This is a genomic window from Nocardioides faecalis (assembly GCF_018388425.1).
In the GTDB taxonomy this organism is placed as follows: Bacteria; Actinomycetota; Actinomycetes; order Propionibacteriales; family Nocardioidaceae; genus Nocardioides; species Nocardioides faecalis.
This window is the reverse complement of record NZ_CP074406.1, coordinates 1,528,427-1,551,382: the sequence shown is the minus strand read 5'-3', so window position 1 is coordinate 1,551,382 and position 22,956 is coordinate 1,528,427. Positions and strand designations below refer to the sequence as shown.

Below are 22,956 nucleotides of genomic sequence, written 5' to 3'. Positions count from 1 at the left end.
AACGACATGCCCGGCTCGGCCGACCTCGGGTTCACCAGCGAGAACGTCACGTTTCTGTCCCACGGGGTTTCGTGCGCAGCGACCGTCTACCGACCCGTCGCGGCGACCGGTCCGACCGCCGCGATCGTGATGGGGCACGGCTTCGGTGCCGTGCGCGCCCTCCGGCTGCCCGCCTACGCCGAGCACTTCGCGGCTGCGGGCTACGCGGTCCTCACCTTCGACTACCGGGGGTTCGGTGACAGCGCCGGGGAGCCTCGGCAGGTTCTCGACATCAAGATGCAGCACGACGACTGGTCGGCAGCACTGGACTTCGCCCGCTGCCTCGACGGCGTCGACCCGAACCGGCTGGTGGCGTGGGGCACGTCGTTCGCCGGCGGTCACGTGCTGACCCTGGCCGGGCGAGGCGAGCCCCTGGCCGCGGTGATCGCGCAGGTTCCGCACGTCAGCGGCCCCGCAGCGGTGCGGTCAGCCGGTCTCCGTGCCGCGGTCGGGCTGGCGCCGCTGGCGCTGCGGGATCTAGTCCGCACCGTCCGCGGTGGGGAGCCCGTCTTCATCCCGTGCATCGGCACACCCGGCCAGGCGGCCGCGATGACCTCGTCCGACGCTGTCGCGGGGCTCGCACGTCTGGAGGCCGACTCGGGCTTCGCCCCCGGGCAGTTCCGGTCCGACGTCGCGGCCCGGATCGTCGCGAGGCTCGGGGCCTACTCCCCCGGCAGGTTCGCTGGGAGCATCACGTGCCCCGTGCTCGTCCAGATCGCAGAGCGCGACGCGATCACACCCGCCTCCGTGGCGCGCCGGACCGCAGGGCGGATCAAGCAGGCGACAGTCCGCAGCTACGACTGCGGCCACTTCGATCCCTACGTCGAACCCTTGTTCAGCACGGTGGTCTCCGACCAGCTCGCCTTCCTCACCACGCACGTGCCGCCGACCACAAGGACCGCCTGACAGGAGCTCGCCTCGGCGAGGAACTGGTCGCCATCGGCGCACAGGACTCCCCCCCCCGCACCGCAGTGCCGGGGAGCCCTGCGCGGTTCAAGAGGAGCTGGCATTCGGTCAGCGGCGCTTGATCGTGATGACGATGCTCTTGCGAGCGGTGCGGCCGTGGAGGTCGCGGCCAGCCAGGGTGATCTTGTGCTTGCCGGCCTTCGTCGGCTTCCCGGTGAAGGTGACCTTGGCACCGGTCGCATTCACCGTCGCGGTGTACCGCTTCTTGACCTTGCCGGAGGGGACGGACGTGCGGGTGATCAGCGGTGCCTTCGGAAGGATCCGGACGTGGACCGCGACCGTCGACGGTGTCGGGACCGGCAACCCTGCGATCGCTGGCAAGTACAGCGACTACGGGTCCCTGGGCCGGTACACCATTCGTGCGACAAGCGCGGATCGAGACGCGATCAGCCTGCTGAACGACGCGGGCGAGGACGCCTCCACCGGCACGATCACCGGCGAACCGTGGCGCCTCGGGGTCTTACGCCTTCACCCTGACCGTCACCGACGGCGCCGGCCATAGCGCCACCGGATGTTCAGGGTGTCTGGGCGCTCCATGCGGGTTTCCTCTTCTTGGGCTTACGGCTCGTGCACTCGCTGGCTGGGCACGCAGGACGCCCTCCCGCCCGGGAACGAAGCCCGCCAGGAGCCACGTGCGCAGCTGGGCAGGTGGCAGCCGTCGGTCACGGTCAGCGACGCACGATGGGGTACTGGTGCTTGTCCTTGAAGTACTCGATGACCGGCTTGTGGACCTCGACGCCGATGCGCGTGTTCTTGAACCCACAGGACCAGTCGACGCCGTACTCGACACCGTCGAGCACCAGAGCACCATCGGGTAGGTAGTCCTTCGCCGCCTTCTCGCTCAGCAACCCGTTGCGGTTGAGCTCGGCGGCCCGGCCGGGCACCGCGGCGCGCAGCTCTTCCTCGAAGCTGGCGAGGAACTCCTCCTTGCACGTGATGCCCTTGTCCGTGGCCCAGCGGCGCGCGATCCGGTTGACGACCACGATCTTGGGCAGCTTCGCGTCCGCACCGTCCCACGAGTACTTCGTGTGGTCGGTGACCTTGCCCAGCTTCGTGTCCACCGCGTCGGTGGAGGGGTCGCCCCCGTTCCTCTCCAAGAAGTCCTTGGCCGGTCTGAGGGAGGCCTCGATCGTGGCACCGATGCTCTTCTCCTTCGTGACGGAATCGGAGAGCAGCCCTGCGCTGGCGTCGACCAGCGCGAACCGCGCCTCGAGGAAGGAGAGCTCATCCTTCGTCGGGTCGTCCTTGGCCAGGATCGCATGCACCTCAGGGGTCGCCAACGGCTCACATATGGCGAGCGCGAACCTCTTGTCGTCTGCAAGACGCAGCCGGTCGGCAGCTTTCTGCGCCGTCCTGGCCTGCCACACCTGCGACGCGGTCACGACGACGCCGAGGAAGGCGAACAGGATCTCGATCTGGTTCACGGCGGGAGTCTGACACCGCAGACTGGCGAAGGTACCCAAAAACCGAGAAGCGCGGCGCCCGGCTGGCACCAGTCATGTCGCCGACGGCGCGGGATGTGTCGGACCCGCCAGACATGCTTCTCCCCTTCGCCTCGCGACTTCCGGCCAGCGCTTTCATGCGCAAAGCCGGTACGCGCGACACGAACTCAGGCACGCTGGGCGCAACAACGTCGGGCGTTCACCAACACGTTGAGAACTCCAGGAGCCTCATGACCGCCTCCCCTCGTACCTATGCCCTCGTGAAGGCCTTCGGCGCCAATGTCGTCGAAGTCCTCGCTTGGCCGCGTGAGCAGATCGGTGCGGTCGGGGTGGCGCTGACTGCCGCCGGCTACGAGTGGACGCCCGCCGGCATGAACGAGGACTCCGGGGTCGCCGCAGCGCTGCTGATCTTCAACGAGCAGGACTTCGGGCCCGGCGACCTGGCGCCGTACGTGGATGCGCTCGCGGAGGCCGGCATCCACACGTTCGGGTACGAGCTGTTCCACGACCACGAGTTCTCCGACTTCGACGCCTGGAGCAGGGTCGGTCGCATCCCATCTTCCGACCCGTCGGCGCCGGTGTTCGCGAAGGTGTTCCCCGGCGACGAGGAGTGGTCGACCGCGCACGTCGCGCTCCTCGGCGACGCCGCTGTGCTGGACAAGATGTGGGAGCACGTGAGTGCGGAGGCGGACACGGCCGACAAGGCGCAGGGGCCGGGTGGGACCTGCTCGGTGATGATGCACTACGAGCGCGACGACGTCGTCGAGCGGATCTGGCACATCGCCGACGTCGCCGTACGCGAGGGCGTCGACCTGCACCACCCCTGGTAGGCCCCGGCTGAAGCCTCTCGGACCGGTCCCGACCCCCGCCCCTTCTTCGCAGGAAGCAGCGTTCACATGCCTGGCATCACCCACATCCACCGTCATCAGCAGCGTTCGGGCCTGAGCGACTTCGAGGACTTCAACGACATGGGCGACCGGGGCCCGGACCACCTGAAGGTCGTCGTGGAGGCGAACATCGGTCTCCACGTCGCGGAGCAGCACGTCCAGGACATGGTCGACGGCTGCACGGGCGACAACCTGTCGCTGGGGGGCGAGTGGATGATCATCGAGCGCCGCTGGGCGGGCTTCGAGCTGTCCTACCTGTGCCTGTGCGACCAGCGGATCCCGCACAGCCCGTCGGGCCACGTCGAATGGAAGTCCTCCGGCGGCCGGGGACACCGGGCCACGGTCAAGGTCGACGCCGAGGCCGTCGCTCGCCACCTGCCCTGGGTAGGACCCGCCGGCGCCACCGACGCCGAGCTCCGTTTCGTCTACTCCGAGCTGCGCTCGGAGTTCCTCGAGGCCGTCGAGCGGTGGAACAAGCAGAACAAGCCCGGCACCCCCTGGGGAGAGGTGTTCTGCATCGACGCCCCGAGCCTGCCCGAGAGGGAGCCATCACTGTGACCCCCGCACCGCCGCTCGGCGGCTACCCCGCGAAGCGATGCCCCCGCGTCACCCACAACAAGTACTCCCCCGACGCTCCGCCGGAGCCGGAACAGAACGAGGCGGTCAAGGAGAAGCTCGCGAAGGGTCGCGAGCTCGAGGCCGTCGTGTTCTCGCGCCTCGACGCCGTGCCCGGGTGCGTGCGGGTCAGCTCCGAGCTGGAGTGGACGGCTGCGATCGAGGAGACGATGCAGCTGATCGCCGACGGCGCGGACCTGATCCTCGATGGCCGTCTGCCCGACGCCGGAGGTCGTTCCGGCGCACCTGATGTCCTGGTACGCGTTCCCGGCGGATACCTGCCCGTCGACGTCAAGAACCACCAGACCGTGGCGGCGAGCCGGAAGCAGACGGTGCTGCTGTCGACGGCTTCCGCCCCGGCCGCCCGGTTCGAGGTGGCGGGGTTGTCCAACAAGGGCGGCAGGTGGGAGGACGACGCCTTCCAGCTGGCCCACTACAACCGGATGCTCGAGGACCTCGGCCTGCACCCCGGCGACGGGCACTGGGGCGGCATCATCGGTACCTCGGACCTGGCGGCACAGACCGGTGGCGAGGTCGCCATCACCTGGTACGACCTCGACGAGCTCACGGTGCAGACCTACTCCGCGTCGGCGGCCGACAACCGGGCGAAGCGCAACCTCATGGAACGCTACGACCACGAGTTCGGGTTCCGCCGCAAGGTCGCCCGTGCGGCGCTCAACGGTGGCGAGCTCGTGCGCCCCCTGGGTACGGCGGAGTGTGGAGAGTGCCCGTGGCTCTCCTACTGCAAGGAGGTCGCCGGCGACGACGACCCGTCGTTCGCGATCACTGCCGGCCAGCTCAACACCCGCCAGTGGCTGTTCCTGCGCGAGCATGGCGGTGACACGCTCGACGGCCTGGCGTCCCTTGACGTCGATGCGGTCGCAGACGAGTTCGTCGCTCAGTCGGCGCGCTCCCAGAGCCCGAGGAAGCGGCTCGAGGACGTGGTGCGCCGAGCGCGCATGACCCTGGACGGCGTCCACTTCGAGCCGCTCACCTCGTGGGCCGACGTCGAGATCCCGACCGCTGACGTCGAGATCGACTTCGACATCGAGTGGGACAACGACCGCCACATCTATCAGTGGGGTGTCTACGTCCGTCACGACCAGGACGACGCCACCGGCCACTACTACGAAGAGCTGTTGACTCTCGACCCGCTCGACGCCGCCGGCGAGGAGGCGTTGGCGCGGCAGTTCGCCGGCCTCATCGACGGCCTGTTCGCGAAGGCCGACGCCGAAGGCAAGACCGCGAAGATCTACCACTGGTCCCACCCGGAGAAGTCGGAGACGCGGAAGTTCTCCTTCGTCGCCGACGCGCTCGAAGGTCGTACCTGTGACCTGCGGAAGTGGTACAGCGACAACTTCTTCGCGCTCGGCGGCGCAGGCCTCAAGAACGTCGCTCCGCTGTTCGACTTCGAATGGGACGTCGAGATGGCCGGGGGCGCGAACTCGCTCGCCATGATCGAGCAGGCCCGCAAGGACGGCCCCGGGTCCGCGGCCGCGGAGTGGGTGCTGAAGTACAACACCTCCGACGTCAAGGCCCAGGCCGCGATCCGCGACGGGCTGCGCGCGGCGCGAGCCGACGCGCTCGGGGAGCCGCTCCCGGTACGTCGACCGGCCGCCCCCATCACCTCTGCGGCGTCGTCGGCGGCTGGCCTGGACGAGAAGCCCTTCCCCGGGTTCGCCGCCGCCTCGGCCAAGCTCGCTGAGCTCGCCGTCCACCCCGGCATCAGGAGCGCGCTGACCAAGGTTCCCAACGTCTGGAAGATCGCCGCCTACAGGTCGACGAGCTACGAGACTCGCTACTCGCGGTTCTTCGCGTGGCTGCTCAACCCGCGCGAGACCCACAAGCTCGGCACGTGGCCGATGGAGCTGTTGCTGGACTACATGAAGGACCAGAGCTACGTCCCGATGGTGGTCGGCGCCGACGGCGAGCCCACCACGTTCGACGACGAGGGCGATCTTGCGCCTGACGAGCGCAGCGAGCACCCGGTCGCGGCGAGGACCCAGGTGAAGCCCGAGCACACCAACCGACACCTCGACGGCTTCATGGACATCTGGGCCATCGACCACGCCCACAGGTGGGCGCTGGCGATCGAGGCCAAGATGGGGGCGGTGCTCTCGCACAACCAGCTGGAGAAGTACGAGGCCGCCACGAACGGCGAGATCGCCGACAACGGCGGTGGCTACACCCGCTTCCTGATGACCTACAGCCCCCAGGACCTGCAGGGTGTGAAGGACGGCTGGCTGCAGGTCACATACGAGCAGCTCCACCCGCTGCTCGACCAGGTCATCGACCGCGCCAACAGGTCCGCCGAGGAGGCTCGGGGCGCCGGTGACGTCGATGCCGAGCACCACTGGCGCACGGTGGCGTTCCTCGTGCAGCAGTGGAAGGAGGACCAGAACACGCTCACCTTTCCGGTCGGCGACGTCCTCACCGAGCACGTGCTGACCAGCCCGGGCCTGCCTACCGCGCTGGCCTCCTACCTGGCCAACCGTGAGCTCGAGAGCGACCCGGAGGCCGCGTTCAAGCTGGAGCCGGGGACCAGTCCGGCGTTCATCGAGGCCGTTGCGGAGGCGCAGGCGATCGGGTTCGAGGAGAACGCCACGCGGGCCGCCGCCCTCGAGGAAGCAGTGCAGGCACTGGAGGTGACCCCGTCGGTGCTCGGCCAGCTCGTCGACCTGTGCTGGTCCGAGCGCCCCACCGGGAAGGTGGAGCGCACCAGCGCCGACGTCGCCAAGCAGCTCGTCGGTCCGCTGATCACGGCGATCGCCGCGAGGCTGAGTGTCGATCCAGAGCTCGCCGCTGGCGATCTCGCGGCCCCGACCGACGAGCTCAAGGCACTGGGGCTGACGCGAGTCGTGCGAACCGGTGGCCGCGGAATGGGTCTGCGTCTGTACCTGCGCGATGCCGAGAAACCGTCGGAGCAGACGAGCCAGCCGCAGCTGTACCTGTCGGCCGGAGGGGGCGAGCCCATGTTCCCCAACGACCTACTGCAGTACTACCACCCTGAGGGCTACGCCCGCGCCGGTCTGCTGCTGCCGCCTCGGAGGGTCCGCGACCTCTACAACGCCGACGACACGATCTCTCCAGCAACGATCGACGGAATCGTGGACGCCGTCCGCGCCCTCCTGTCCCACATCCGCGCCGTCCACTCCGACCCGCTCCCGGGCAGAACCGACGCCGAGCGGATCTGGCACGCCTGCTCGAACACGTGCCTGTTCGAGCACGGCTGGGCGAACCCGCCCCGCAGCCCCAAGGAGTAGCCACCCTGCTTCGCCCACGGCCCAGGGCACGTACGAGGGCCGGCGTGGCTAGCCTTCGCGGATGGACGATGGCCCGGTGACACGAAAGCGACAGCGCGCCGACGTGACCGACGTACTCCTGGTGGGTGGCGTGGAGAAGCGGGACCTCTTTCTCGTCGAGCACGCCCCGGCGTGGGTGGATCTGTACCGCACGCACGAGTCCCGCATCCGCAGCGTCCTAGGCGACGTCGCTGAGTCGGTCGAGCACATCGGGTCGACGTCGGTCCCCGGGCTTGCGGCCAAGCCCATCATCGACATCCTGGTCACGGTTCCCGACATCACCGCTGAAGAGGACTACCTCGATCCCTTGATCGCGGCGGGCTACGTCCTGCGCGTCCGTGAGCCCGGCCATCGGCTGGTGCGCACCGATCAGCGCGACGTGCACATCCACCTTCTTGAGCCCAACGCCCCAGCGGCCGCCGACTACCTGCTGCTGCGGGATCACCTTCGTTCCCATGCGGAGGATCGTCAGCTCTACGAGGCCACCAAGCGTGACCTCATCACGCGAGAATGGCCCGACATGAACGCCTACGCCGACGCGAAGACCACGGTGATCGAGGAGATCAAGAAGCGCGCGCGTTCCTCTCGATCCGCCAGCTGACACGGCGCTGATGCGCGCTCGCAGCACCGGCCCCGGCGCTCAGACGCCCGCCCTGCGGTGCTCGCCGGCTGGTTCGGCCACAGTCCTGGCGGTGATGCCCCGGTGGATGGCCAACGCACGCAACGCCCAGACGATGGCCACGAGGTCGACGACCTCCTGCAGCAGGGCGCCGACGACGGCGGGCAGGTAGCCGAAGGCTGCGACGAGCATCAGGACGATCGAGATGGCGATGCCGAGCCAGATCGCCTGCAACGCCACAGCGACGGTACGACGCGAGACCTCCATGGCGTCGGCGACGCGGGAGATGTCGTCGGAGGTGACGACGGCGGAGGCGGACTCGCTGGCCGCGGTCGCGCCGCGCCCTGCCATCGCGATGCCGGCGTCGGCCGCCGCCAGCACGGGGGCGTCGTTGATGCCGTCGCCCACCATCAGCGTGGGGCGGGGCGCCAGGGAGCCGACGATGTCGACCTTCATCTGCGGCGTGGTCTCGGCGTGGACCTCGGTGACGCCGAGCTCCCCGGCGATGGACCTCGCCGTGGAGGCGACGTCCCCGGTGACCATCACGACCTGCTCGACGCCGGCCGCCCGCATCCGGGCGACGGTCTCGGCGGCCTGGGGGCGCACCGGGTCGGAGAGCACGATGACGCCGGCGAACGTGTCGTCGGTCGAGACGTAGACGGCCGTCTCCCCGGGCGCGAGGTCCGCCCGGTGCAGGGCACCGACGGCATCCTCGATGAACGACGGCTTGCCCACCCGGACCCGGGAGCCGTCGCCGAGGAGCACCTCGACGCCGTGCGTCGCGACCTCCTCGGCCGAGGTGACCGGGCACAGGTCGACACCGTCGCGCAGCGCGACATCGACGATCGGCTGGGCGAACACGTGCACGGAGTGCTGCTCGGCGGAGGCAGCCAGCCGCAGGACCTCGTCGGGCGCTCGGCCTGCTGCGGGCCGGATCCCGACGACCGCGGGGCGGCCCTGGGTCAGCGTGCCGGTCTTGTCGAAGGCGACCGAGCGCACTCGGGCCAGCACCTCCAGGACGCCGCCGTCCTTGATGATCACGTTCAGCCTCGCCGCCGAGCTCATCCCTCCCATGAACGCCACCGGCGCGGCGATGAGCAGCGGGCACGGTGTGGCCACGACCAGCACCTCGGCGAAACGGACGGCGTCCCCACTGACGTACGCCGCCACCGCGGCGATGAGCAGCGAGACGACCGTGAACGGGATCGCGTAGCGGTCCGCGAGCCGCACGATGGGCGCCCGCGACTCGACGGCTGCCCGGACCAGCCCGACGATGGTGGCGTACTGCGAGTCCCCGGCCGACCTCTCGGCCCGCATGCGGAACGTCGTGGTGCCGTTGATCGTGCCGGAGAGCAGCGCGGCCCCTTCGGCGTAGGTGACCGGCAGCGGCTCGCCCGTCACCGACGACTCGTCGATCACCGCGCGCGGGGAGAGCAGGGTCCCGTCGACGGGCAGGATCTCCGAGGAGCGCACCAGCAGCTCGTCGCCGACCGCGACCTCCTCGACCGGCACCTGCTCGGTGTCACCGGTGCGCGGGTCGATGCGCTGGGCGAACACCGGCGCCCGGGTGAGCAGGGCGTCGAGCTCACGGCTCGCCCGACCCACCGCCCACGCCTCCAGCGTCTCCCCGCCGGTGAGCATCAGGGCGATGATCAACCCGGCGACGTACTCCCCCACCGCCAACGTCGCGATCATCGCGATCGCCGCAAGCACGTCGAGCCCCCAGCGCCCCGCCATCAGGTCGCGGACCATGTCGACGGCTGCGTCGACGATGACGGCCCCCACCACCACGAACGCGGTCACCGCCAACGCGGTCGAGGCGCCTGCGGCCCAGAGCACGACGCCCAGGGCGAGGCCGCCGACGACGAGGAGCAGCAGCGGACGTCGATGCAGGAACGCCAGCCCGTCGCTCACTCCTCCATTCTCCCACCCAGGCGCGGCGGCACCGTCCCACGCACGAGCGGGCTCCCGGTGCCTTCGCAGGCCACTCCTAGAGGTCGGAGCCGACGACGTACCCGAGCAGCGCCAGGAGCACGGCGCCCGCCAGCACCCCGATGCCGTACGCCGCGGCGAGGCCGTGGCGCTGGTCGCGGACGAGCTGCACCAGCTCGTAGCTGGCCGTGCTGAACGTCGTGTAGCCGCCGAGGAAACCGGTGCCCACGGTGCTCACGTCCGTCGAGGCGAGCCGGCCGACGACCAGACCGGTGAGGAAGCCCAGCACCAGCGACCCGGTGAGGTTGATGATCGCGGTGGACCAGGGGAACGCCGCCCCCTTGGCGCGTGCCTTGATCGCCCCGTCCACGACGTAGCGCACGCAGGCGCCCAGCCCGCCCGCGAGCACCATCATCACGAACAGCCCCGGCGTCATCGGCTGCCGCCTGCCGGCGCGTGTCGGCGACCGCCGAGGACGATGCCCAGCACCGTAGCCGCGCCGCCCACCACCACGGTGCTCAGCGCGTAGGCCAGGGCCACCCCGACCCGGGAGTCGTCCAGCAGCACCGCGGTATCGGTCGCCAGGGAGCTGTACGTGGTCAGGCCACCACAGAACCCGGTGCCCACGAGCAGCTTGATCCGCGAGACCGACTCGGAGCCGAACCGGGTGTGCGTCAGCGCCTCGTAGAGGTAGCCCAGCACGAACGCGCCGAGGACGTTGACCACCTGTACGACGATCGGGATGCCGTCGCGGTTGGGGATGGCGAGGACCAGCCCCTCCCGGGCCGCGACGCCGACGGCGCCGCCCAGCAGGACGAGGCCGATCGAGGCCCCCCGTAGGTACGCCGGCCTCATGTCCCCACCCTTGCCACCACTTCGTCGGAGGCGCTGACGGCGCCGGGCGAGACGTCGTCCAGCAGCGTCAGCAGCGTCTGGTTGATCCTGGCCACCTCATCGAGCACCGCCTCGATCGCGGCCGCGCTCTCCCGTCCCGCGTCCACCTCGCCGACGCCCACGCCCCGCCGGACCGCGCCGGGGACACGGTCGGACAGAGTAGCCATCAGCGCGGCCACGTTCTCGCTCGGGGCCGCGCTCACCTCAGCCCAGTCCGCGTCGTGGGCCGTCGGGGCGATGCCGGCTCGGATCGCCCGCTCGACGGCGCCGACGAATCACCTGGCCCCACATCCTCACGACATGGGTCCTGCTCGTGGTGGCGTCCTTCGTGCCGATGCTTCGGCGTGCCCCGCCGCTCCCGACCCCGCCGCCGCTGGCCGCACCCTGAGGTGACCTGCTACGTCGAATCCTGAAGGGGCTCGTCGCGGTCATGGTGCTGCTGGCCCTGTTCGTCGCGCGGCGCGGCCCGCGTTGGCCCGAAGCCGGTCGGCCAGGGACCGCACCTCCTCGCGCAGCGCGTCGGGGGTGAGGACGTCGAAGTCCCAGCCGAGGCCGGCGAGCATCCGGGCCATGCCGTCCAGCCGCTCCGCGCGGGTCTCCAGCAGCACCCCGTCAGGGTGCTCGCGCAACGCACCGGCGCTGCGCGGCAGCCGCTCGTTCGCCTCGACCAGGCTGGTGTGCAGCACGACGGCGACCTCGTGCGCCCACCCCACCGCGGCGATCCCGGAGACGACCTGGGTGGTGGCGTCGAAGTCGGCCGGTACGACGTACGTGCCCTCGCCGGGCTCCAGCGCCGCGATCCGATCAAGCCGGAAGGTGCGCACCGCGTCGCGGGCGTGGTCGTGCCCGCTGACGTACCAACGTCCGGAGTGGAAGACCAGGCCGTAGATGTCGAGGGCGCGCCGCGAGGTCCGCCCGTCCCAGGAGGTGTAGCCGATGACGACCTGGCGCCGATCCCGTGCCGCGGACGCGAGGCCGAGCAGCGTGTCGGCGTCGGCGGGCGCCGCGGCGCGCACCGGGGCGGTGAACTCGGCGGTGGTGAGCAGGCTCTCGAGCCGCTCCTTCAGGGGCCGCGGCAGCACGCGGGCCACCTTGCCCAGCGCGCTGGCGGTGGCAGCCGGGTCGGTGGTGGCGAGCCCGGCGCGCTCCGCGGCCTGCAGCCCCAGCACGACGGCGAGCGCCTCGTCGTCGGTGAGCATGAGGGGCGGCAGCTTGTAGCCGGGGGCGAGCCGGTAGCCGCCGTAGCGACCGCGCTGTGCCTGCACCGGGACGCCGAGGTCGGCGAGGTGCTCGGCGTAGCGCCGGACCGTCCGCTCGTCGACCCCGAGCCGGTCTGCGAGGTCGCCCACCGTGCGTTGCCCGCCTGATTGCAGCAGCTCGAGCATCGCCAGCACGCGAGCGGTCGGACGGGTCATGGCTCTCCTCGACGGAGCAGGAACGAGAACAGGGAATCTAGCCGAGATACCGGGCGGATCCTGCCCGGAAATGTGTCTACGGTCGATCCCATGACCCCCACCACCTACGTCCTGATCCCCGGGTTCTGGCTCGGCGCCGCTGTCTGGCAGCCCGTGGCGGAGTCCCTGCGGGAGCGCGGCCACGCCGTGCACGCCCTCGACCTGCCTGGGATGGGCGAGCGCGCCGACCTCGCCTCCCCCGCGACCGACCTGACGGCCCACGTCGAGGACGTCGTACGACTGCTCGAGGAGCACGACCTACGTGACGTCGTGCTCGTGGGCCACAGCTACGGCGCGCTCGTCGTGACCGGTGCGGCGGACCGCGCCGCCGACCGCGTCGCCCGCCTCGTCTACATCGACGCCGGTCCGCTGCCCGACGGCATGGCGCAGGCCGACTTCGAGGGACCCGAGGCGCGCGCCGCCAACGAGGAGCTGGTCCGCACGCAGGGCGACGGGTGGCAGCTGCCGCCGCCGCCCTGGGCCGCGCTGGCTGCCGACGTGCCTGAGGTGGACGACGCCGCCATGGCGGCCCTGAGCGCGGCCTCGCAGCCGCAGCCGTGGCGCACCGCGACGGAGGAGGTCGCGCTCACCGGCGCCTGGGAGCGGCTCCCTCGGACCGGCGTGCTGTGCAGCTTCGGGGTCGCCCAGCTGCAGCAGATGGCGCCGGTCGTGCCGGCGTTCGCGCACATGGTCGCCGGCGACTGGACCTACGTCGAGCTGCCGACCTGGCACTGGCCGATGGTCAGCCGACCGATCGACCTGGCCGACGTGCTGGCTGACGCGTCGACCGACGTGCCGGCCTGACGAACCTGCTCAGCCGAGGGCCTCGGCCATCGCCGCCGCACCGGCCCGGATCGCCTTCGCGATCAGGTCGGAGTCGCGGCTGAGGCGGGAGACCGCAGGGGTGCGGTGGCCGGGGCGGACCTGACGGACGGTGTCGCTCTCCGCGCAGGCCTGCTCCAACCAGCGCTCCTCCTCGAGCGCAGCGAGGTGCCGTACGGCGTGCGCCCGGCCGGCGCCGGCGCCGGCGCCGTGGCGCCGGTAGTAGCGCCGCAGCACGGCGCGCTCGACGCGGGAGGCCGCGCGGGTGAGGTCGTCGGCCCGCTTGGTGCGCAGCACCAACAGGTGCGTGGCGCCGCCCTGCGCGGCGAGACGGGCGGGCACGCCGTGGGTCAGGCCGCCGTCGAGGTAGGAGCGGCCGCCGAGCAGGACGGGCGGTCCGGCCAGCCAAGGCAGGCACCCGCTGGCCCGCAACCCGTCCCGCAGCGCTTCGGCGTCGGTGAGGTGGGGGTGCAGGTCCACGGCATCACCGGTCTGCGCGTCGGTGGCGATCGGGTGGAACGAGGTGGGGTGGGCCAGGATCGCGTCGAAGTCCATGGGCGTGACGTGGGCGTAGACGTGCTCGACCAGGCGCCGCATGTCGACGAGGGGACCGCCGCGTGCTGCCCGCCAGGGGTCGATGACCCGGGCGGCGAGCACGTCGGGGTAGGCCCAGGAGCGCAGGCCGCTGTCCGGGGTGCTGCTCAGCAGCCAGGCTCCGTTGAGCGCACCACCGGAGGTGGCGTAGACGGCATCGAAGGCGTCGACCAGTCCCTCGCGGACCAGCGTCAGCGCCATCCCGGCGGAGACCGCGGAGCGGCTCCCGCCGCCCTCGATGACCAGCGCGACGCGCCACGGGTCGCGGCGCTCGCCGGCGCGGGAGCCGTCCTCGCGGCGTCGCCGCAACACGGTGACGACCGACGCGTCCGCGTCGCCGGTCGCCGGGACGTGGCGGTCAGCCTGGGTCACGGTGCCTCCTGGTTCCTCGGTCATCGGGCGCGGGTCGGCGTCGCCGGGGTGCACCCGGATCCGATCCGGGCCCGAAGGCGTTCTACTACGGTTCACGGGAGATCCCGACTTCGCCGACAGGCCGCAGATCGGCTCCCACTCAGCGGGAACCACGACCGCGCGCGGGCCCGAGCCGGCTAGCGTCCGAGGCGATCGACCTCCGGGAGGCTGCGCACGCCGCTCACCGATGTGACCTACGTCAAACAATAAGGGGTCACTAGACCCCCCGGTGCTTGTGAAACGTTTCGCATGCGGCACAAAGGTACGGTGCACACCACCGCAGCGCAGCCGCCCGCGCAGCACACCACCGATGTGCTGCTGATCGGCGGCGGAATCATGAGCGCCACCCTCGCCGCCCTCGTCTCCGAGCTCGAGCCGACCTGGTCCATCCGGGTCCTCGAGCGGCTCGAGCGCTCCGCCCAGGAGAGCTCGAACCCCTGGAACAACGCCGGCACCGGCCATGCCGCGCTCTGCGAGCTGAACTACACGCCGCAGTCCGCCGACGGCCGGGTCGACGTCTCCAAGGCGATCACCGTCAACGAGCAGTTCGCGGTCACCCGCCAGTTCTGGTCGTTCCTGGTCGAGGCGGGCCGGATCCCGAACCCCGACGCGTTCATCCACGCCACCCCGCACATGAGCTTCGTGTGGGGCGCCGACAACGTGGCCTACCTGCGCGAGCGCCACGCGCTGCTCGCAGCACACCCCCTCTTCGAGGGGATGGAGTACTCCGAGGACCCCGCGAAGATCGCGCAGTGGGCGCCGCTGTTGATGGCCGGCCGCGCCGGTGACGAGCCGGTCGCGGCGACGTTCTCCGGCGAGGGCACCGACGTGGACTTCGGTGCGCTCACCAAGCTGATGCTCGACTCCGTGGCCGAGCGCGGCGCGACGATCGAGTACGACGCCGACGTCAAGCTGGTCCACCGCACCATGGACGGCGTGTGGCACGTCATGGGCAAGCAGGGCGGCGAGCGGTTCCACCACCGCGCCCGGTTCGTCTTCGTCGGTGCCGGCGGCCAGGCGCTCACGCTGCTGCAGAAGTCGCGGATCCCCGAGATCAAGGGCTTCGGCGGCTTCCCCGTCAGCGGCGAGTTCCTGCGCACCACCAGCCCTGAGGTCGCCGAGCGCCACCACGCCAAGGTCTACGGCAAGGCCGCGGTCGGCGCTCCCCCGATGTCGGTGCCGCACCTCGACTCCCGCGTCGTCGACGGCAAGCCGAGCATCATGTTCGGCCCCTACGCCGGCTTCAGCCCTCGCTTCCTCAAGCACGGGTCCTTGCTGGACCTGTTCAAGTCGCTGCGCCCGCACAACATCGTGCCGATGATCCGCGCCGGGCTGGCGAACATCCCGCTGACGGTCTACCTGATCAGCCAGCTGCTCGCCTCCCCGAAGAAGAAGTTCGCCGAGCTGCGCGCCTTCTACGCCGACGCCGACCCGAAGGACTGGGAGAAGATCACCGCCGGCCAGCGGGTCCAGGTGATCCGCCCCAACGGTGTCCTGCAGTTCGGCACCGAGGTCATCACCCACAAGGACGGCACGATCGCCGGCCTGCTCGGCGCCTCGCCCGGCGCATCGACGGCCGCGCCGATCATGCTCGAGATCCTCGAGCGTTGCTTCCCGGAGCGCTGGGAGGGCTGGCAGCCGCGCCTGCAGGAGATGGTGCCGAGCCACGGCACCAAGCTCTCCGACGACCCGGAGTTCGCCCGCGAGGTCCGCGACCGTACGGCGAAGACGCTCGGCCTCGACGTGCACGGCGTCGCCTGAGTACTTCGACAAGCGCCGAGACAGGCCCCGCTTCTCGCTGAGGAGCGGGGCCTGTCTTCGCGTCGACCTCAGCGGCGCTGTGCCCAAGAACCAGAGGCCCAAGCCCGCGGAATCCCCCACGTTGATCGCCCATGCTGACTACTTTGACATCGTGCGCGCTGCTGACGGGGCTCCCGTCTCTCCTGAACCGGTCCTGCTGTTCCTGCACGGCGTAGGCACGGGTGACCAGGACGATGCGTGGCGTGGCGCGCTGGACCGGTCACTGAGAGAGGTGGGATATCCAGGGCTGGATGGCATCCACGTGCTCGCACCGAAGTATCCGAACGCTCTCCGCGGCGTCGACGACAAGATGGACGTTCCCGAGCTCACCATCAGAGTGCCTACCGGCCAGGCGGCCAAGACGAACCGCCTCGAGTTCCAGCGCCGCCAGGGCGCAGTCGAGATCCGGATGGTGCGTCACGATGCAGGCACAGGATGGGCAGGGCCCGAAGGGGCCGCTGCGGCCGCTCTGAAGGCACCCGCCTTCGTCCAAGCGAAGAACTACCTCTCACACGCCCACATCCGAGCCTTCGTCCTGAACCGGATTCTCGAGAGGCTGCCGGAGGCCGGTCGACTGGTCATCGTCGGGCACAGCCTCGGATCGGTGATCGCCGCAGATCTCGTCAGGCGGTTGCCTCCGCGCCTCGAGGTGGTGGGCATGGTCACCATCGGCAGCCCGCTGCCGAGCACGTCGTTCGACATCGGCGGGATCAGGAAAGCTCTCAAGGAGCCACCCACCAACCTGGGGTGGTGGGTGAACTTCTGGAACATCGCTGACCCGGTCACCACCCATCGCGGCCTGTCCTCGGTTCTGCCCTGGATCGTGGACCACCGGGTGCGGACCCACGTCGGCTTGGGCGTCCACGCTGCGACGACCTATCTCTCGGATCGAAACGTGGCCACGGCGATCGGGTTCGGCCTCCACGGGTCGACGTCGAGGGAGCTCGTGGTTGCCGAGACCGGCCTCGAAATCCCACTGGACTATGCGGAGACCATCGCCCTGGTGGCCCTCCGTGCAGCCCACCTCACCTCGACCAAGTTGAGTGGCGAGAGGCAGGCTCGGTTCGCAACGGCGCTTCGACAGGTTCAAGCCACCACGGTCGACCGCATCGCACAGCGGAATGCTGACGAGGGCCGGACAATGCCCTCGGCAATCGCGGCGCTGAGGGTAGACCTCACCGATCCGGGGTCCGTGGCGCCGGAGCCGCGCAGAATCCACCACCTGTCGAAGGAGGACGCGGTGGTGATGTTGACCAGCCTCGTCGCGACGAACGTCATCCGGCCGTTCGAGATCGATGTTCCCGACGAAGTACGCAGAGAGGTCTTCGAGGACCTCACCGTCGAGATGGGCCTGGGCCGACAGTTCGGTCGTGACGTCGTCAGCGCTGCGGAAGAGGCGAGCAGGGCTCTCACTGGAAGCAACATCAATTGGGTCAAGTGGGTGGCGTTGGGAGTCGGTGCCGCCGCCGTGGCAGCCACCGGTGGACTCGCGGCAGCCGCCGCGCCGGCAGGACTTGCAGGTGCGGCCGCCATCACCAGCGCCCTGGCCGCCTTCGGGCCGGGCGGCATGGTGGGAGGGTTGCTCACCGCAGGAGCCCTGGTGAGCGCGGGGTCCGGTGGTCTGGCGATCGGTCTCGCCAATCCCACAACCTCTGCGGACACAGTCGAGGCCGTCGTTGCTGCGCAGCTCACGGCAGAGATCCTCCGGTTCCGACAAAAGCTGGATGCCGACCCCACCGTCTGGGCCGACCTGATCGAGACCTCGACGGAAGTGCGGCGTGAGCAGGCTCGACTCACGGTGATCTCAGATGAAGGGTCCCCGTTGCTCAAGGACCTCGATGTGAAGCTCGAGGTCACCGATCGGGCACTGCGCCACCTCAGCGCTCGCGGGCTGGACCCCAACGGTGATCCCGACCTGATCCCCACCGAAGATGCAAGCGGTAGCGGTCTCGCTCAGAGCGGTCTGCTTCACCGTGCAGCGGACGCCTTCCGGACCGTCGATATCGACGGCGATGGCATCCCCGACAGACCTCGAGCGGCCGTGGCAATCGACGAGGCACGCGCAGCCCTCAGGAGCAGGACCTACGACCTTCTTCGCCGTAGACGCGCGGAAGGTGGCCCGGAAGGTGGCACCGAGACGGACCGCCCTGACCAGACCTGACCCCGATGGGTTGGAGCTCCTCTCCAGCGAGAAGAAAGACGGTGGTCGGCGCCCGGTCAGTCGAGCAGGTCCAGCGTCCCCAGGTCGGCGATGGCGGCGACAGCGCGGTTCACCATGGCGGCGAACATCCGGTCGCCGCGCTCGGTGCGGGTGCCGTAGGCACAGCCCAGCACCGCGACCAGCGGTCCCTGGAGCATCGCGAACCGGTAGTCCTCCCAGCACTCCTCGAGCGGGTGGTCGGCGACCCCCTGGTCGAGGAGCGCGGCGTGGTAGCGCTCGACGATCTGGCGGTCCCACGCCCGGCGGTCCTCGACGGGCAGCGAGGTGCCGGTGAAGAACGCCAGGTCCCGCGCCGGCAGCGCCACGGTGAGGGTCTGCCAGTCCACGGCATAGACCCCGGGCCGGCCGTCGGGCGGGAACATGAGGTTGTCCAGCCGGTAGTCGCCGTGGACCAGCGAGAACCGTTCGCGGCGAGCCAGCTCCCAGTGCTCGATCACCTTGGCCACGTCCGGGAGCAGCGCGACGGTCTGCGGGGAGAGCAGGTCGCCGAGACCGTCGATGAACATGTCGACCGCCGGGGTGAAGAACTCGGCCAGCAGGGCCGCGTCGTCCGGGCCGTTGCGGGTCAGCCCGTCGATCTCCAGCAGGGTCTCGTCACACCAGCGCGGCGCGTGCAGCCCGGCCAGGTTCTCTGCGGCGTCCAGTGCCTGCGCCAGGGTGCAGCCGGCGATCTGGTCGCCCTGCGCACACGGGTCGAGGTCCTCCATCACCAGCGTGAAGGCGACGTCGTCGTCGTGCATCTGCGCCAGGTGCACCTTCGGCACCCGGATGCTGACCGTGTCGGCGATCTGCGCGTAGAACCGCACCTCGCTGCGGTAGGCGCCCGCGAGCAGTGCGCGTGAGGCGACGTCCGCGGTGGGCAGCTTCACCAGCACCGGGCGGGCCAGCTCCGGGGCCCGGACCCGGTAGACGGCACCGATCTGGCCGGTGCCCACCGTCGTCACCTCGACCTGCGACACCGCGCGGCCGAGCACCTCACCCACCCAGTCCGGGCTGATCTCGTCCACCGTGGTGATCAGCCGCGCGGCGTCCGCGGTCATCGGATCCTCCCCGGGTTGACCGGCAGTCGGTCCAGTCCCGCGGGCCGGATCGCCCGCCACTCCGGCAGGATCGGAGCGATCTCGTCCGGGGTCGCTCCGTGCAGCACGACGCTGTCCACGCCGGTGTCGAGCTGGCCGGCGATCCGGGCCGCGCACTGCGCCGGGCTGCCGGTCGCCATCGTCGCCAGCCACGAGGCCGGCAGCACGTCGTCGCGCAGGTGGATGAGCTCCTCGCTGGTGCCCACCGAGTCGAAGCCGCCCTGGTAGCCGGCGACGAGCTCGTCGGCGCGGAACCGCTCCAGGTCGTCGAGGTCCCAACCGTTGGCCCGGGCCAGGACCGGGCCGTAGCCCTGCAGGTAGGTGGCCAGGCGCCCGACGGTCTTGCGCAGCCGCAGCTCCTCGGGCACCAGGTCCGTCACGGTGCCCATCACCGACCATATCCGCACCGACGCCGGGTCGCGCCCGGCGTCGGCGGCCGCCTCGCGGACGATGCTGACGCTCTTGCGCGTCGCCTCGTCCGTCAGGCAGGTGTGCAGCACGACGCCGTCCGCGATGCGTCCGGCCAGGCGCAGCGTCCGCTCGCCGATCGCCACGAGCACGACCGGGATCGCCTCGTCGTACGACGGGTCCTGGACGAGATAGGGGAAGGTGCCTGCCGGCCCGTCGTGCCCGGCCACGGCGCCGCCGCCCCACAGCGTGCGGTAGATACCGACGGCATCCTCGATCTGGGCGCTGGTGACCCGGGGCAGGCCCATGATGTCGAAGAGGAAGTCGAAGCCGCGGCCCAGGCCGAGGGCGTAGCGGCCCTGCGACACGCGGTGCGCGGTGGCGGCCATGGTCGCGGTGACCAGCGGGTGCCGGGTGTTGTGGTTCGTGGCCGCCGTGGCGATGCCGATCCGGTCGGTGACGCCGGCGACCACGCCGGCCATCACGCCGGCGTCCTTGGCGTTGAAGCGCTCGGAGAGGAAGACGGCGCCCAGGCCGAGCTCCTCCGCGCGTCTGGCCTCCGCGACCAGGTCGCGTGGGCTGGTCGCATGTCCGGCCAGGCCGTAGCAGCCCAGCTCCGGGAACTCCTGGGTGGTCGCCGTGCTCATGGTGGACTCCCTCGTCTCGGCCGTCATTCGACCACACGGTCTCGCCGGACCGACCGCTTTCACCGGAAGCCACACGGCGCGGGTGGGTCCACGCCTCACGCTCGAGCAGCGCTCGGTAGTCTCCCTGCTCCCCGCCGGCCGCTTCCGGCCACGATCTCGAGGAGTCCGTCATGGTCACGCTCATCAAGAACGACCCGGTCTGGACGCTCGACCTCGGCGACGACGAGAACCGCTTCTCCCCCGCCTGGCTGGACGCCGTGGAGGACGCGCTGGAGGAGGTCGCGACGACCGATGTCCCGGTCGCCCTCGTCACCACCGGCGGCGGCAAGTTCTACTCCAACGGCCTGGACCTGGACTGGCTCGGTGCGCACCCCGACGAGTTCGCGTCGTACGTCGCCCGGGTGCACGAGCTGTTCGTCCGGGTGCTCACGCTGCCCGTGCCGACGGTGGCCGCCGTCAACGGCCATGCCTTCGGCGCCGGTGCGATGCTGGCCACCGCCCACGACTTCCGGGCGATGCGCACCGACCGCGGCTTCTTCTGCTTCCCCGAGGTCGACATCCACATCCCGTTCACCACCGGGATGAACGCCCTGATCATCAGCCGCTTCAGCCCTCGCACCGCGCTGACCGCGATGACCACCGGCCGACGCTACGGCGGCGCCGAGGCGCTCGCGGCGGGCCTCGTCGACGCCGACGCGCCGCTGGAGCAGCTCGCGGAGGTGGCCGCCGGTCTCGTGCGCGACCTGGCCGGCAAGGACCGGGCCACCCTCGCGACGATCAAGGCTCGGCTCAACGCCGACGTCGTCGCTGCGTTGCGCACCCCGGACGTCTGAGGCCGGTCCTCGCCGGGCCATCCTCGCCGACGAACACGCCCGTCGCCTCTGGACAGCGGGCGGCTGCCGTCGTTTGCTTGTGTGACCGACGCCACCCTCGATCGACGCTCGGGCCCTACGAGGAACCGGAGGCACCCCCATGTGCACGGCAACGAACTACACCACCAAGGACCACTACTTCGGCCGCAACCTCGACCTCGAGTTCTCCTACCACGAGGAGGTCACCGTGACGCCGCGGAACTTCCGGTTCGAGTTCCGCAAGGCGGAGCCGTTGGCCAGCCACCACGCCATCATCGGCATGGCCACGATCGTCGACGGCTACCCGCTCTACTACGACGCGACCAACGAGAAGGGCCTCAGCATGGCGGGGCTGAACTTCCCGGAGAACGCCGACTACAAGCCCGAGGCCCCCGACCGCACGAACATCGCGCCGTTCGAGTTCATCCCCTGGATCCTTGGCCAGTTCGAGACGGTCGCCGAGGTGCGCGACGCCCTCGCCGGGCTGAACCTGGTCAAGATCAACTTCAGCGACGCCTACCCGCTCTCGCCGCTGCACTGGATCATCTCCGACCGGGAAGCCTCGATCACGGTGGAGAGCGTCGCCGAGGGGCTGAAGGTCTACGAGAACCCGACCCAGGTGCTGACCAACAACCCCACGTTCGACATCCAGCTGTTCAACCTGAACAACTTCATGCACCTCTCGACCCGCACGCCGGAGAACACCTTCTCCAAGGAGCTGGACCTGGACGTCTACAGCCGCGGGATGGGCGGGATCGGGCTGCCGGGCGACCTCTCGTCGGCGTCGCGGTTCGTCAAGGCCGTCTTCACCCGGATGAACTCGCTCTCAGGTGACTCCGAGTCGGAGTCGATCAGCCAGTTCTTCCAGATCCTCGGCTCGGTCGCCCAGCAGCGCGGATGCGTGCAGGTCGGGGACAAGGACGACTTCGAGATCACGATCTACTCGTCGTGCTGCAACACCGACAAGGGCATCTACTACTACACGACCTACGAGAACAGCCAGGTCACCGGTGTGGACATGCACAAGGAGGACCTCGACGGGAGCACCCTGGCCCACTACCCGATGATCAAGGGCCAGTCGATCCGCATGGAGAACTGACCCCGCCAGCTCAGGCCAGGGCTCAGGCCAGGGCGCAGACCAGCCCCTCGGTGAGGTCGTGCCACACCAGGTCGACGTCGGAGAACCCGGCCTCGCGCAGCGCCTCGAGGTGGAAGGCGCGGCTCGGTGCCTGGTTCTCCCGGCGCTGCCCCAGTGCGGCGTCGTGGGCAGCGACCTCCGAGGCCAGCTCGGGTACGGCGCGCACCCGCTCCCACCACGTCTCCCACGCCTGGGCGCCCGCTGTGAGGGCCCGCTCCTCACGCATCCGGCCCACCTCGGTCGCCAGCTCGGCGACGCGGCCCGAGGGCCGGCGCGCCGGCAGGTAGTCACCGTTGAGGAACACCCCGCCCGGCGTGAGCAAGCCGTGCACCGTCGCGTACAGGTCGCTGAGCTCGGCCCCGGTCAGCCAGTGCAGCGCGGTGGTGGAGATGACGGCGTCGTACTCGGTGTGCGGCAGCTGCGTCACCCAGGCCGGGTCGCGCAGGTCGCCGACCAACCAGGTCGGTCCCGTCGTCGCCTCAGCCTGGTCGAGTCGACCGAGCTCGACCAGCAGCGGGTCGAGGTCGATCGCGACCACCTCCGCGTCGGGGAATCGGGCCAGCACCCGCTTGGTCGCCGAGCCCGGCCCGCAGGCCAGGTCGAGCACCCGCAGCGGCCGGCCGAGGTCGGCCGGGCGCGCGACCAGCTCGACCAGGTCGACCATGAGCGCGAACCGGTTCTCCCGGTACGCGATGTAGACCTCCTGCTGCCGCTCCCACTCAGCGACCAGGTCGCGCGCCAGCGCGGTGCGGTCGCCGGCCGGGGAAGGGTTCGGGGCGTCGGTGGGGGTGCTCATCGGGGTCGTGCTCCGCTCTGTGGGGTGGTGGGGCTGGTG

At 70.4% G+C, this 22,956-nt stretch carries 21 protein-coding genes; 10 read left to right on the top strand and 11 right to left on the bottom strand.

Annotated elements, in window-relative coordinates; translation table 11 throughout:
* The first annotated feature begins 6 nt into the window (after nucleotides 1–6).
* Nucleotides 7–945, top strand: coding sequence for an alpha/beta hydrolase (locus tag KG111_RS07125; RefSeq protein WP_205291446.1), 939 nt, complete (start codon nucleotides 7–9; stop codon nucleotides 943–945).
* Between the two features lie 108 nt (nucleotides 946–1,053).
* Here KG111_RS07125 and KG111_RS07120 read toward each other — a convergent pair whose 3' ends face one another.
* Together KG111_RS07120 and KG111_RS07115 are read right to left on the bottom strand one after the other, a co-directional pair.
* The gene (locus KG111_RS07120; protein ID WP_205291447.1) at nucleotides 1,054–1,326 is read right to left on the bottom strand and encodes a hypothetical protein; all 273 of its coding nucleotides are present in this window, start codon (nucleotides 1,324–1,326) and stop codon (nucleotides 1,054–1,056) included.
* Between the two features lie 347 nt (nucleotides 1,327–1,673).
* Complete coding sequence (locus KG111_RS07115) at nucleotides 1,674–2,429, bottom strand: hypothetical protein (protein ID WP_205291448.1); 756 nt, start codon at nucleotides 2,427–2,429, stop codon at nucleotides 1,674–1,676.
* A gap of 248 nt (nucleotides 2,430–2,677) precedes the next feature.
* On the opposite strand from KG111_RS07115, the gene KG111_RS07110 reads away from it, so the two are divergent.
* The 4 genes from KG111_RS07110 to KG111_RS07095 all read left to right on the top strand — a co-directional run bounded on the left by KG111_RS07110 (nucleotide 2,678) and on the right by KG111_RS07095 (nucleotide 7,852).
* A complete protein-coding gene (locus KG111_RS07110) occupies nucleotides 2,678–3,277 on the top strand; it encodes a hypothetical protein (protein WP_205291449.1) in 600 nt (199 codons plus the stop codon).
* 66 nt (nucleotides 3,278–3,343) lie between these two features.
* On the top strand, nucleotides 3,344–3,892 hold the full coding sequence (locus KG111_RS07105; protein ID WP_205291450.1) for a hypothetical protein: 549 nt from the start codon (nucleotides 3,344–3,346) through the stop codon (nucleotides 3,890–3,892).
* Nucleotides 3,889–7,212: a PD-(D/E)XK nuclease family protein gene (locus KG111_RS07100; RefSeq protein WP_205291451.1), complete on the top strand. Its 3,324-nt coding sequence runs from the start codon at nucleotides 3,889–3,891 to the stop codon at nucleotides 7,210–7,212. The genes KG111_RS07105 and KG111_RS07100 overlap by 4 nt, the downstream gene beginning before the upstream one ends.
* Nucleotides 7,213–7,273: 61 nt before the next feature.
* Entirely contained in the window at nucleotides 7,274–7,852 is a 579-nt protein-coding gene (locus KG111_RS07095; protein WP_205291452.1) for a GrpB family protein, read from the top strand.
* 39 nt (nucleotides 7,853–7,891) lie between these two features.
* Here the strand turns inward: KG111_RS07095 and KG111_RS07090 are convergent, their stop codons facing one another.
* The 5 genes from KG111_RS07090 to KG111_RS07070 all read right to left on the bottom strand — a co-directional run bounded on the left by KG111_RS07090 (nucleotide 7,892) and on the right by KG111_RS07070 (nucleotide 12,111).
* On the bottom strand, nucleotides 7,892–9,784 hold the full coding sequence (locus KG111_RS07090; RefSeq protein WP_205291453.1) for a heavy metal translocating P-type ATPase: 1,893 nt from the start codon (nucleotides 9,782–9,784) through the stop codon (nucleotides 7,892–7,894).
* Nucleotides 9,785–9,860: 76 nt separating this feature from the next.
* A complete protein-coding gene (locus KG111_RS07085) occupies nucleotides 9,861–10,238 on the bottom strand; it encodes a fluoride efflux transporter FluC (protein WP_205291454.1) in 378 nt (125 codons plus the stop codon).
* Nucleotides 10,235–10,657, bottom strand: coding sequence for a fluoride efflux transporter FluC (locus tag KG111_RS07080; protein WP_205291455.1), 423 nt, complete (start codon nucleotides 10,655–10,657; stop codon nucleotides 10,235–10,237). The genes KG111_RS07085 and KG111_RS07080 overlap by 4 nt, the downstream gene beginning before the upstream one ends.
* Nucleotides 10,654–10,899, bottom strand: coding sequence for a hypothetical protein (locus KG111_RS07075; RefSeq protein WP_205291456.1), 246 nt, complete (start codon nucleotides 10,897–10,899; stop codon nucleotides 10,654–10,656). The genes KG111_RS07080 and KG111_RS07075 overlap by 4 nt, the downstream gene beginning before the upstream one ends.
* 225 nt (nucleotides 10,900–11,124) lie before the next feature.
* Nucleotides 11,125–12,111 carry a helix-turn-helix transcriptional regulator gene (locus KG111_RS07070; protein WP_205291457.1) on the bottom strand — a complete coding sequence of 329 codons (987 nt, stop codon included), beginning with the start codon at nucleotides 12,109–12,111 and terminating at the stop codon, nucleotides 11,125–11,127.
* A gap of 90 nt (nucleotides 12,112–12,201) precedes the next feature.
* On the opposite strand from KG111_RS07070, the gene KG111_RS07065 reads away from it, so the two are divergent.
* Nucleotides 12,202–12,954, top strand: a complete 753-nt coding sequence (locus KG111_RS07065) for an alpha/beta fold hydrolase (RefSeq protein WP_205291458.1) — start codon at nucleotides 12,202–12,204, stop codon at nucleotides 12,952–12,954.
* A gap of 9 nt (nucleotides 12,955–12,963) precedes the next feature.
* Here KG111_RS07065 and KG111_RS07060 read toward each other — a convergent pair whose 3' ends face one another.
* Nucleotides 12,964–13,938 carry a patatin-like phospholipase family protein gene (locus KG111_RS07060; protein ID WP_249666341.1) on the bottom strand — a complete coding sequence of 325 codons (975 nt, stop codon included), beginning with the start codon at nucleotides 13,936–13,938 and terminating at the stop codon, nucleotides 12,964–12,966.
* Nucleotides 13,939–14,244: 306 nt separating this feature from the next.
* Here KG111_RS07060 and KG111_RS07055 point away from each other — a divergent pair, with 306 nt between their 5' ends.
* Together KG111_RS07055 and KG111_RS07050 are read left to right on the top strand one after the other, a co-directional pair.
* Nucleotides 14,245–15,738 carry a malate:quinone oxidoreductase gene (locus KG111_RS07055; protein ID WP_249666340.1) on the top strand — a complete coding sequence of 498 codons (1,494 nt, stop codon included), beginning with the start codon at nucleotides 14,245–14,247 and terminating at the stop codon, nucleotides 15,736–15,738.
* A 151-nt stretch (nucleotides 15,739–15,889) separates the two neighbouring features.
* A complete protein-coding gene (locus KG111_RS07050) occupies nucleotides 15,890–17,938 on the top strand; it encodes an alpha/beta hydrolase family protein (protein ID WP_213450029.1) in 2,049 nt (682 codons plus the stop codon).
* A gap of 56 nt (nucleotides 17,939–17,994) precedes the next feature.
* On the opposite strand, the gene KG111_RS07045 is transcribed toward KG111_RS07050, so the two are convergent.
* On the bottom strand, nucleotides 17,995–19,038 hold the full coding sequence (locus tag KG111_RS07045) for a phosphotransferase family protein (protein ID WP_205291462.1): 1,044 nt from the start codon (nucleotides 19,036–19,038) through the stop codon (nucleotides 17,995–17,997).
* Nucleotides 19,035–20,132: a TIGR03857 family LLM class F420-dependent oxidoreductase gene (locus KG111_RS07040; protein WP_205291463.1), complete on the bottom strand. Its 1,098-nt coding sequence runs from the start codon at nucleotides 20,130–20,132 to the stop codon at nucleotides 19,035–19,037. Before KG111_RS07040 ends, KG111_RS07045 begins: the two co-directional genes overlap by 4 nt.
* Nucleotides 20,133–20,302: 170 nt before the next feature.
* Here KG111_RS07040 and KG111_RS07035 point away from each other — a divergent pair, with 170 nt between their 5' ends.
* Both KG111_RS07035 and bsh read left to right on the top strand, forming a co-directional pair.
* On the top strand, nucleotides 20,303–20,965 hold the full coding sequence (locus KG111_RS07035; protein WP_205291464.1) for an enoyl-CoA hydratase/isomerase family protein: 663 nt from the start codon (nucleotides 20,303–20,305) through the stop codon (nucleotides 20,963–20,965).
* A gap of 139 nt (nucleotides 20,966–21,104) precedes the next feature.
* Nucleotides 21,105–22,082 (top strand): choloylglycine hydrolase, encoded by a 978-nt coding sequence (gene bsh / locus KG111_RS07030; protein WP_205291465.1) that lies wholly within the window; start codon nucleotides 21,105–21,107, stop codon nucleotides 22,080–22,082.
* Nucleotides 22,083–22,104: 22 nt separating this feature from the next.
* On the opposite strand, the gene KG111_RS07025 is transcribed toward bsh, so the two are convergent.
* Nucleotides 22,105–22,917: a class I SAM-dependent methyltransferase gene (locus KG111_RS07025; protein ID WP_205291466.1), complete on the bottom strand. Its 813-nt coding sequence runs from the start codon at nucleotides 22,915–22,917 to the stop codon at nucleotides 22,105–22,107.
* Nucleotides 22,918–22,956: the final 39 nt, after the last annotated feature.

Bases quoted from the DNA above. Each gene is read 5' to 3' on its own strand.
- KG111_RS07125 (WP_205291446.1), top strand. From the start codon at position 7: ATGCCCGGCTCGGCCGACCTCGGGTTCACCAGCGAGAACGTCACGTTT.
- KG111_RS07110 (WP_205291449.1), top strand. From the start codon at position 2,678: ATGACCGCCTCCCCTCGTACCTATGCCCTCGTGAAGGCCTTCGGCGCC.
- KG111_RS07105 (WP_205291450.1), top strand. From the start codon at position 3,344: ATGCCTGGCATCACCCACATCCACCGTCATCAGCAGCGTTCGGGCCTG.
- KG111_RS07095 (WP_205291452.1), top strand. From the start codon at position 7,274: ATGGACGATGGCCCGGTGACACGAAAGCGACAGCGCGCCGACGTGACC.
- KG111_RS07085 (WP_205291454.1), bottom strand. From the start codon at position 10,238: ATGACGCCGGGGCTGTTCGTGATGATGGTGCTCGCGGGCGGGCTGGGC.
- KG111_RS07080 (WP_205291455.1), bottom strand. From the start codon at position 10,657: ATGAGGCCGGCGTACCTACGGGGGGCCTCGATCGGCCTCGTCCTGCTG.
- KG111_RS07070 (WP_205291457.1), bottom strand. From the start codon at position 12,111: ATGACCCGTCCGACCGCTCGCGTGCTGGCGATGCTCGAGCTGCTGCAA.
- KG111_RS07065 (WP_205291458.1), top strand. From the start codon at position 12,202: ATGACCCCCACCACCTACGTCCTGATCCCCGGGTTCTGGCTCGGCGCC.
- KG111_RS07045 (WP_205291462.1), bottom strand. From the start codon at position 19,038: ATGACCGCGGACGCCGCGCGGCTGATCACCACGGTGGACGAGATCAGC.
- KG111_RS07040 (WP_205291463.1), bottom strand. From the start codon at position 20,132: ATGAGCACGGCGACCACCCAGGAGTTCCCGGAGCTGGGCTGCTACGGC.
- KG111_RS07035 (WP_205291464.1), top strand. From the start codon at position 20,303: ATGGTCACGCTCATCAAGAACGACCCGGTCTGGACGCTCGACCTCGGC.
- bsh (WP_205291465.1), top strand. From the start codon at position 21,105: ATGTGCACGGCAACGAACTACACCACCAAGGACCACTACTTCGGCCGC.
- KG111_RS07025 (WP_205291466.1), bottom strand. From the start codon at position 22,917: ATGAGCACCCCCACCGACGCCCCGAACCCTTCCCCGGCCGGCGACCGC.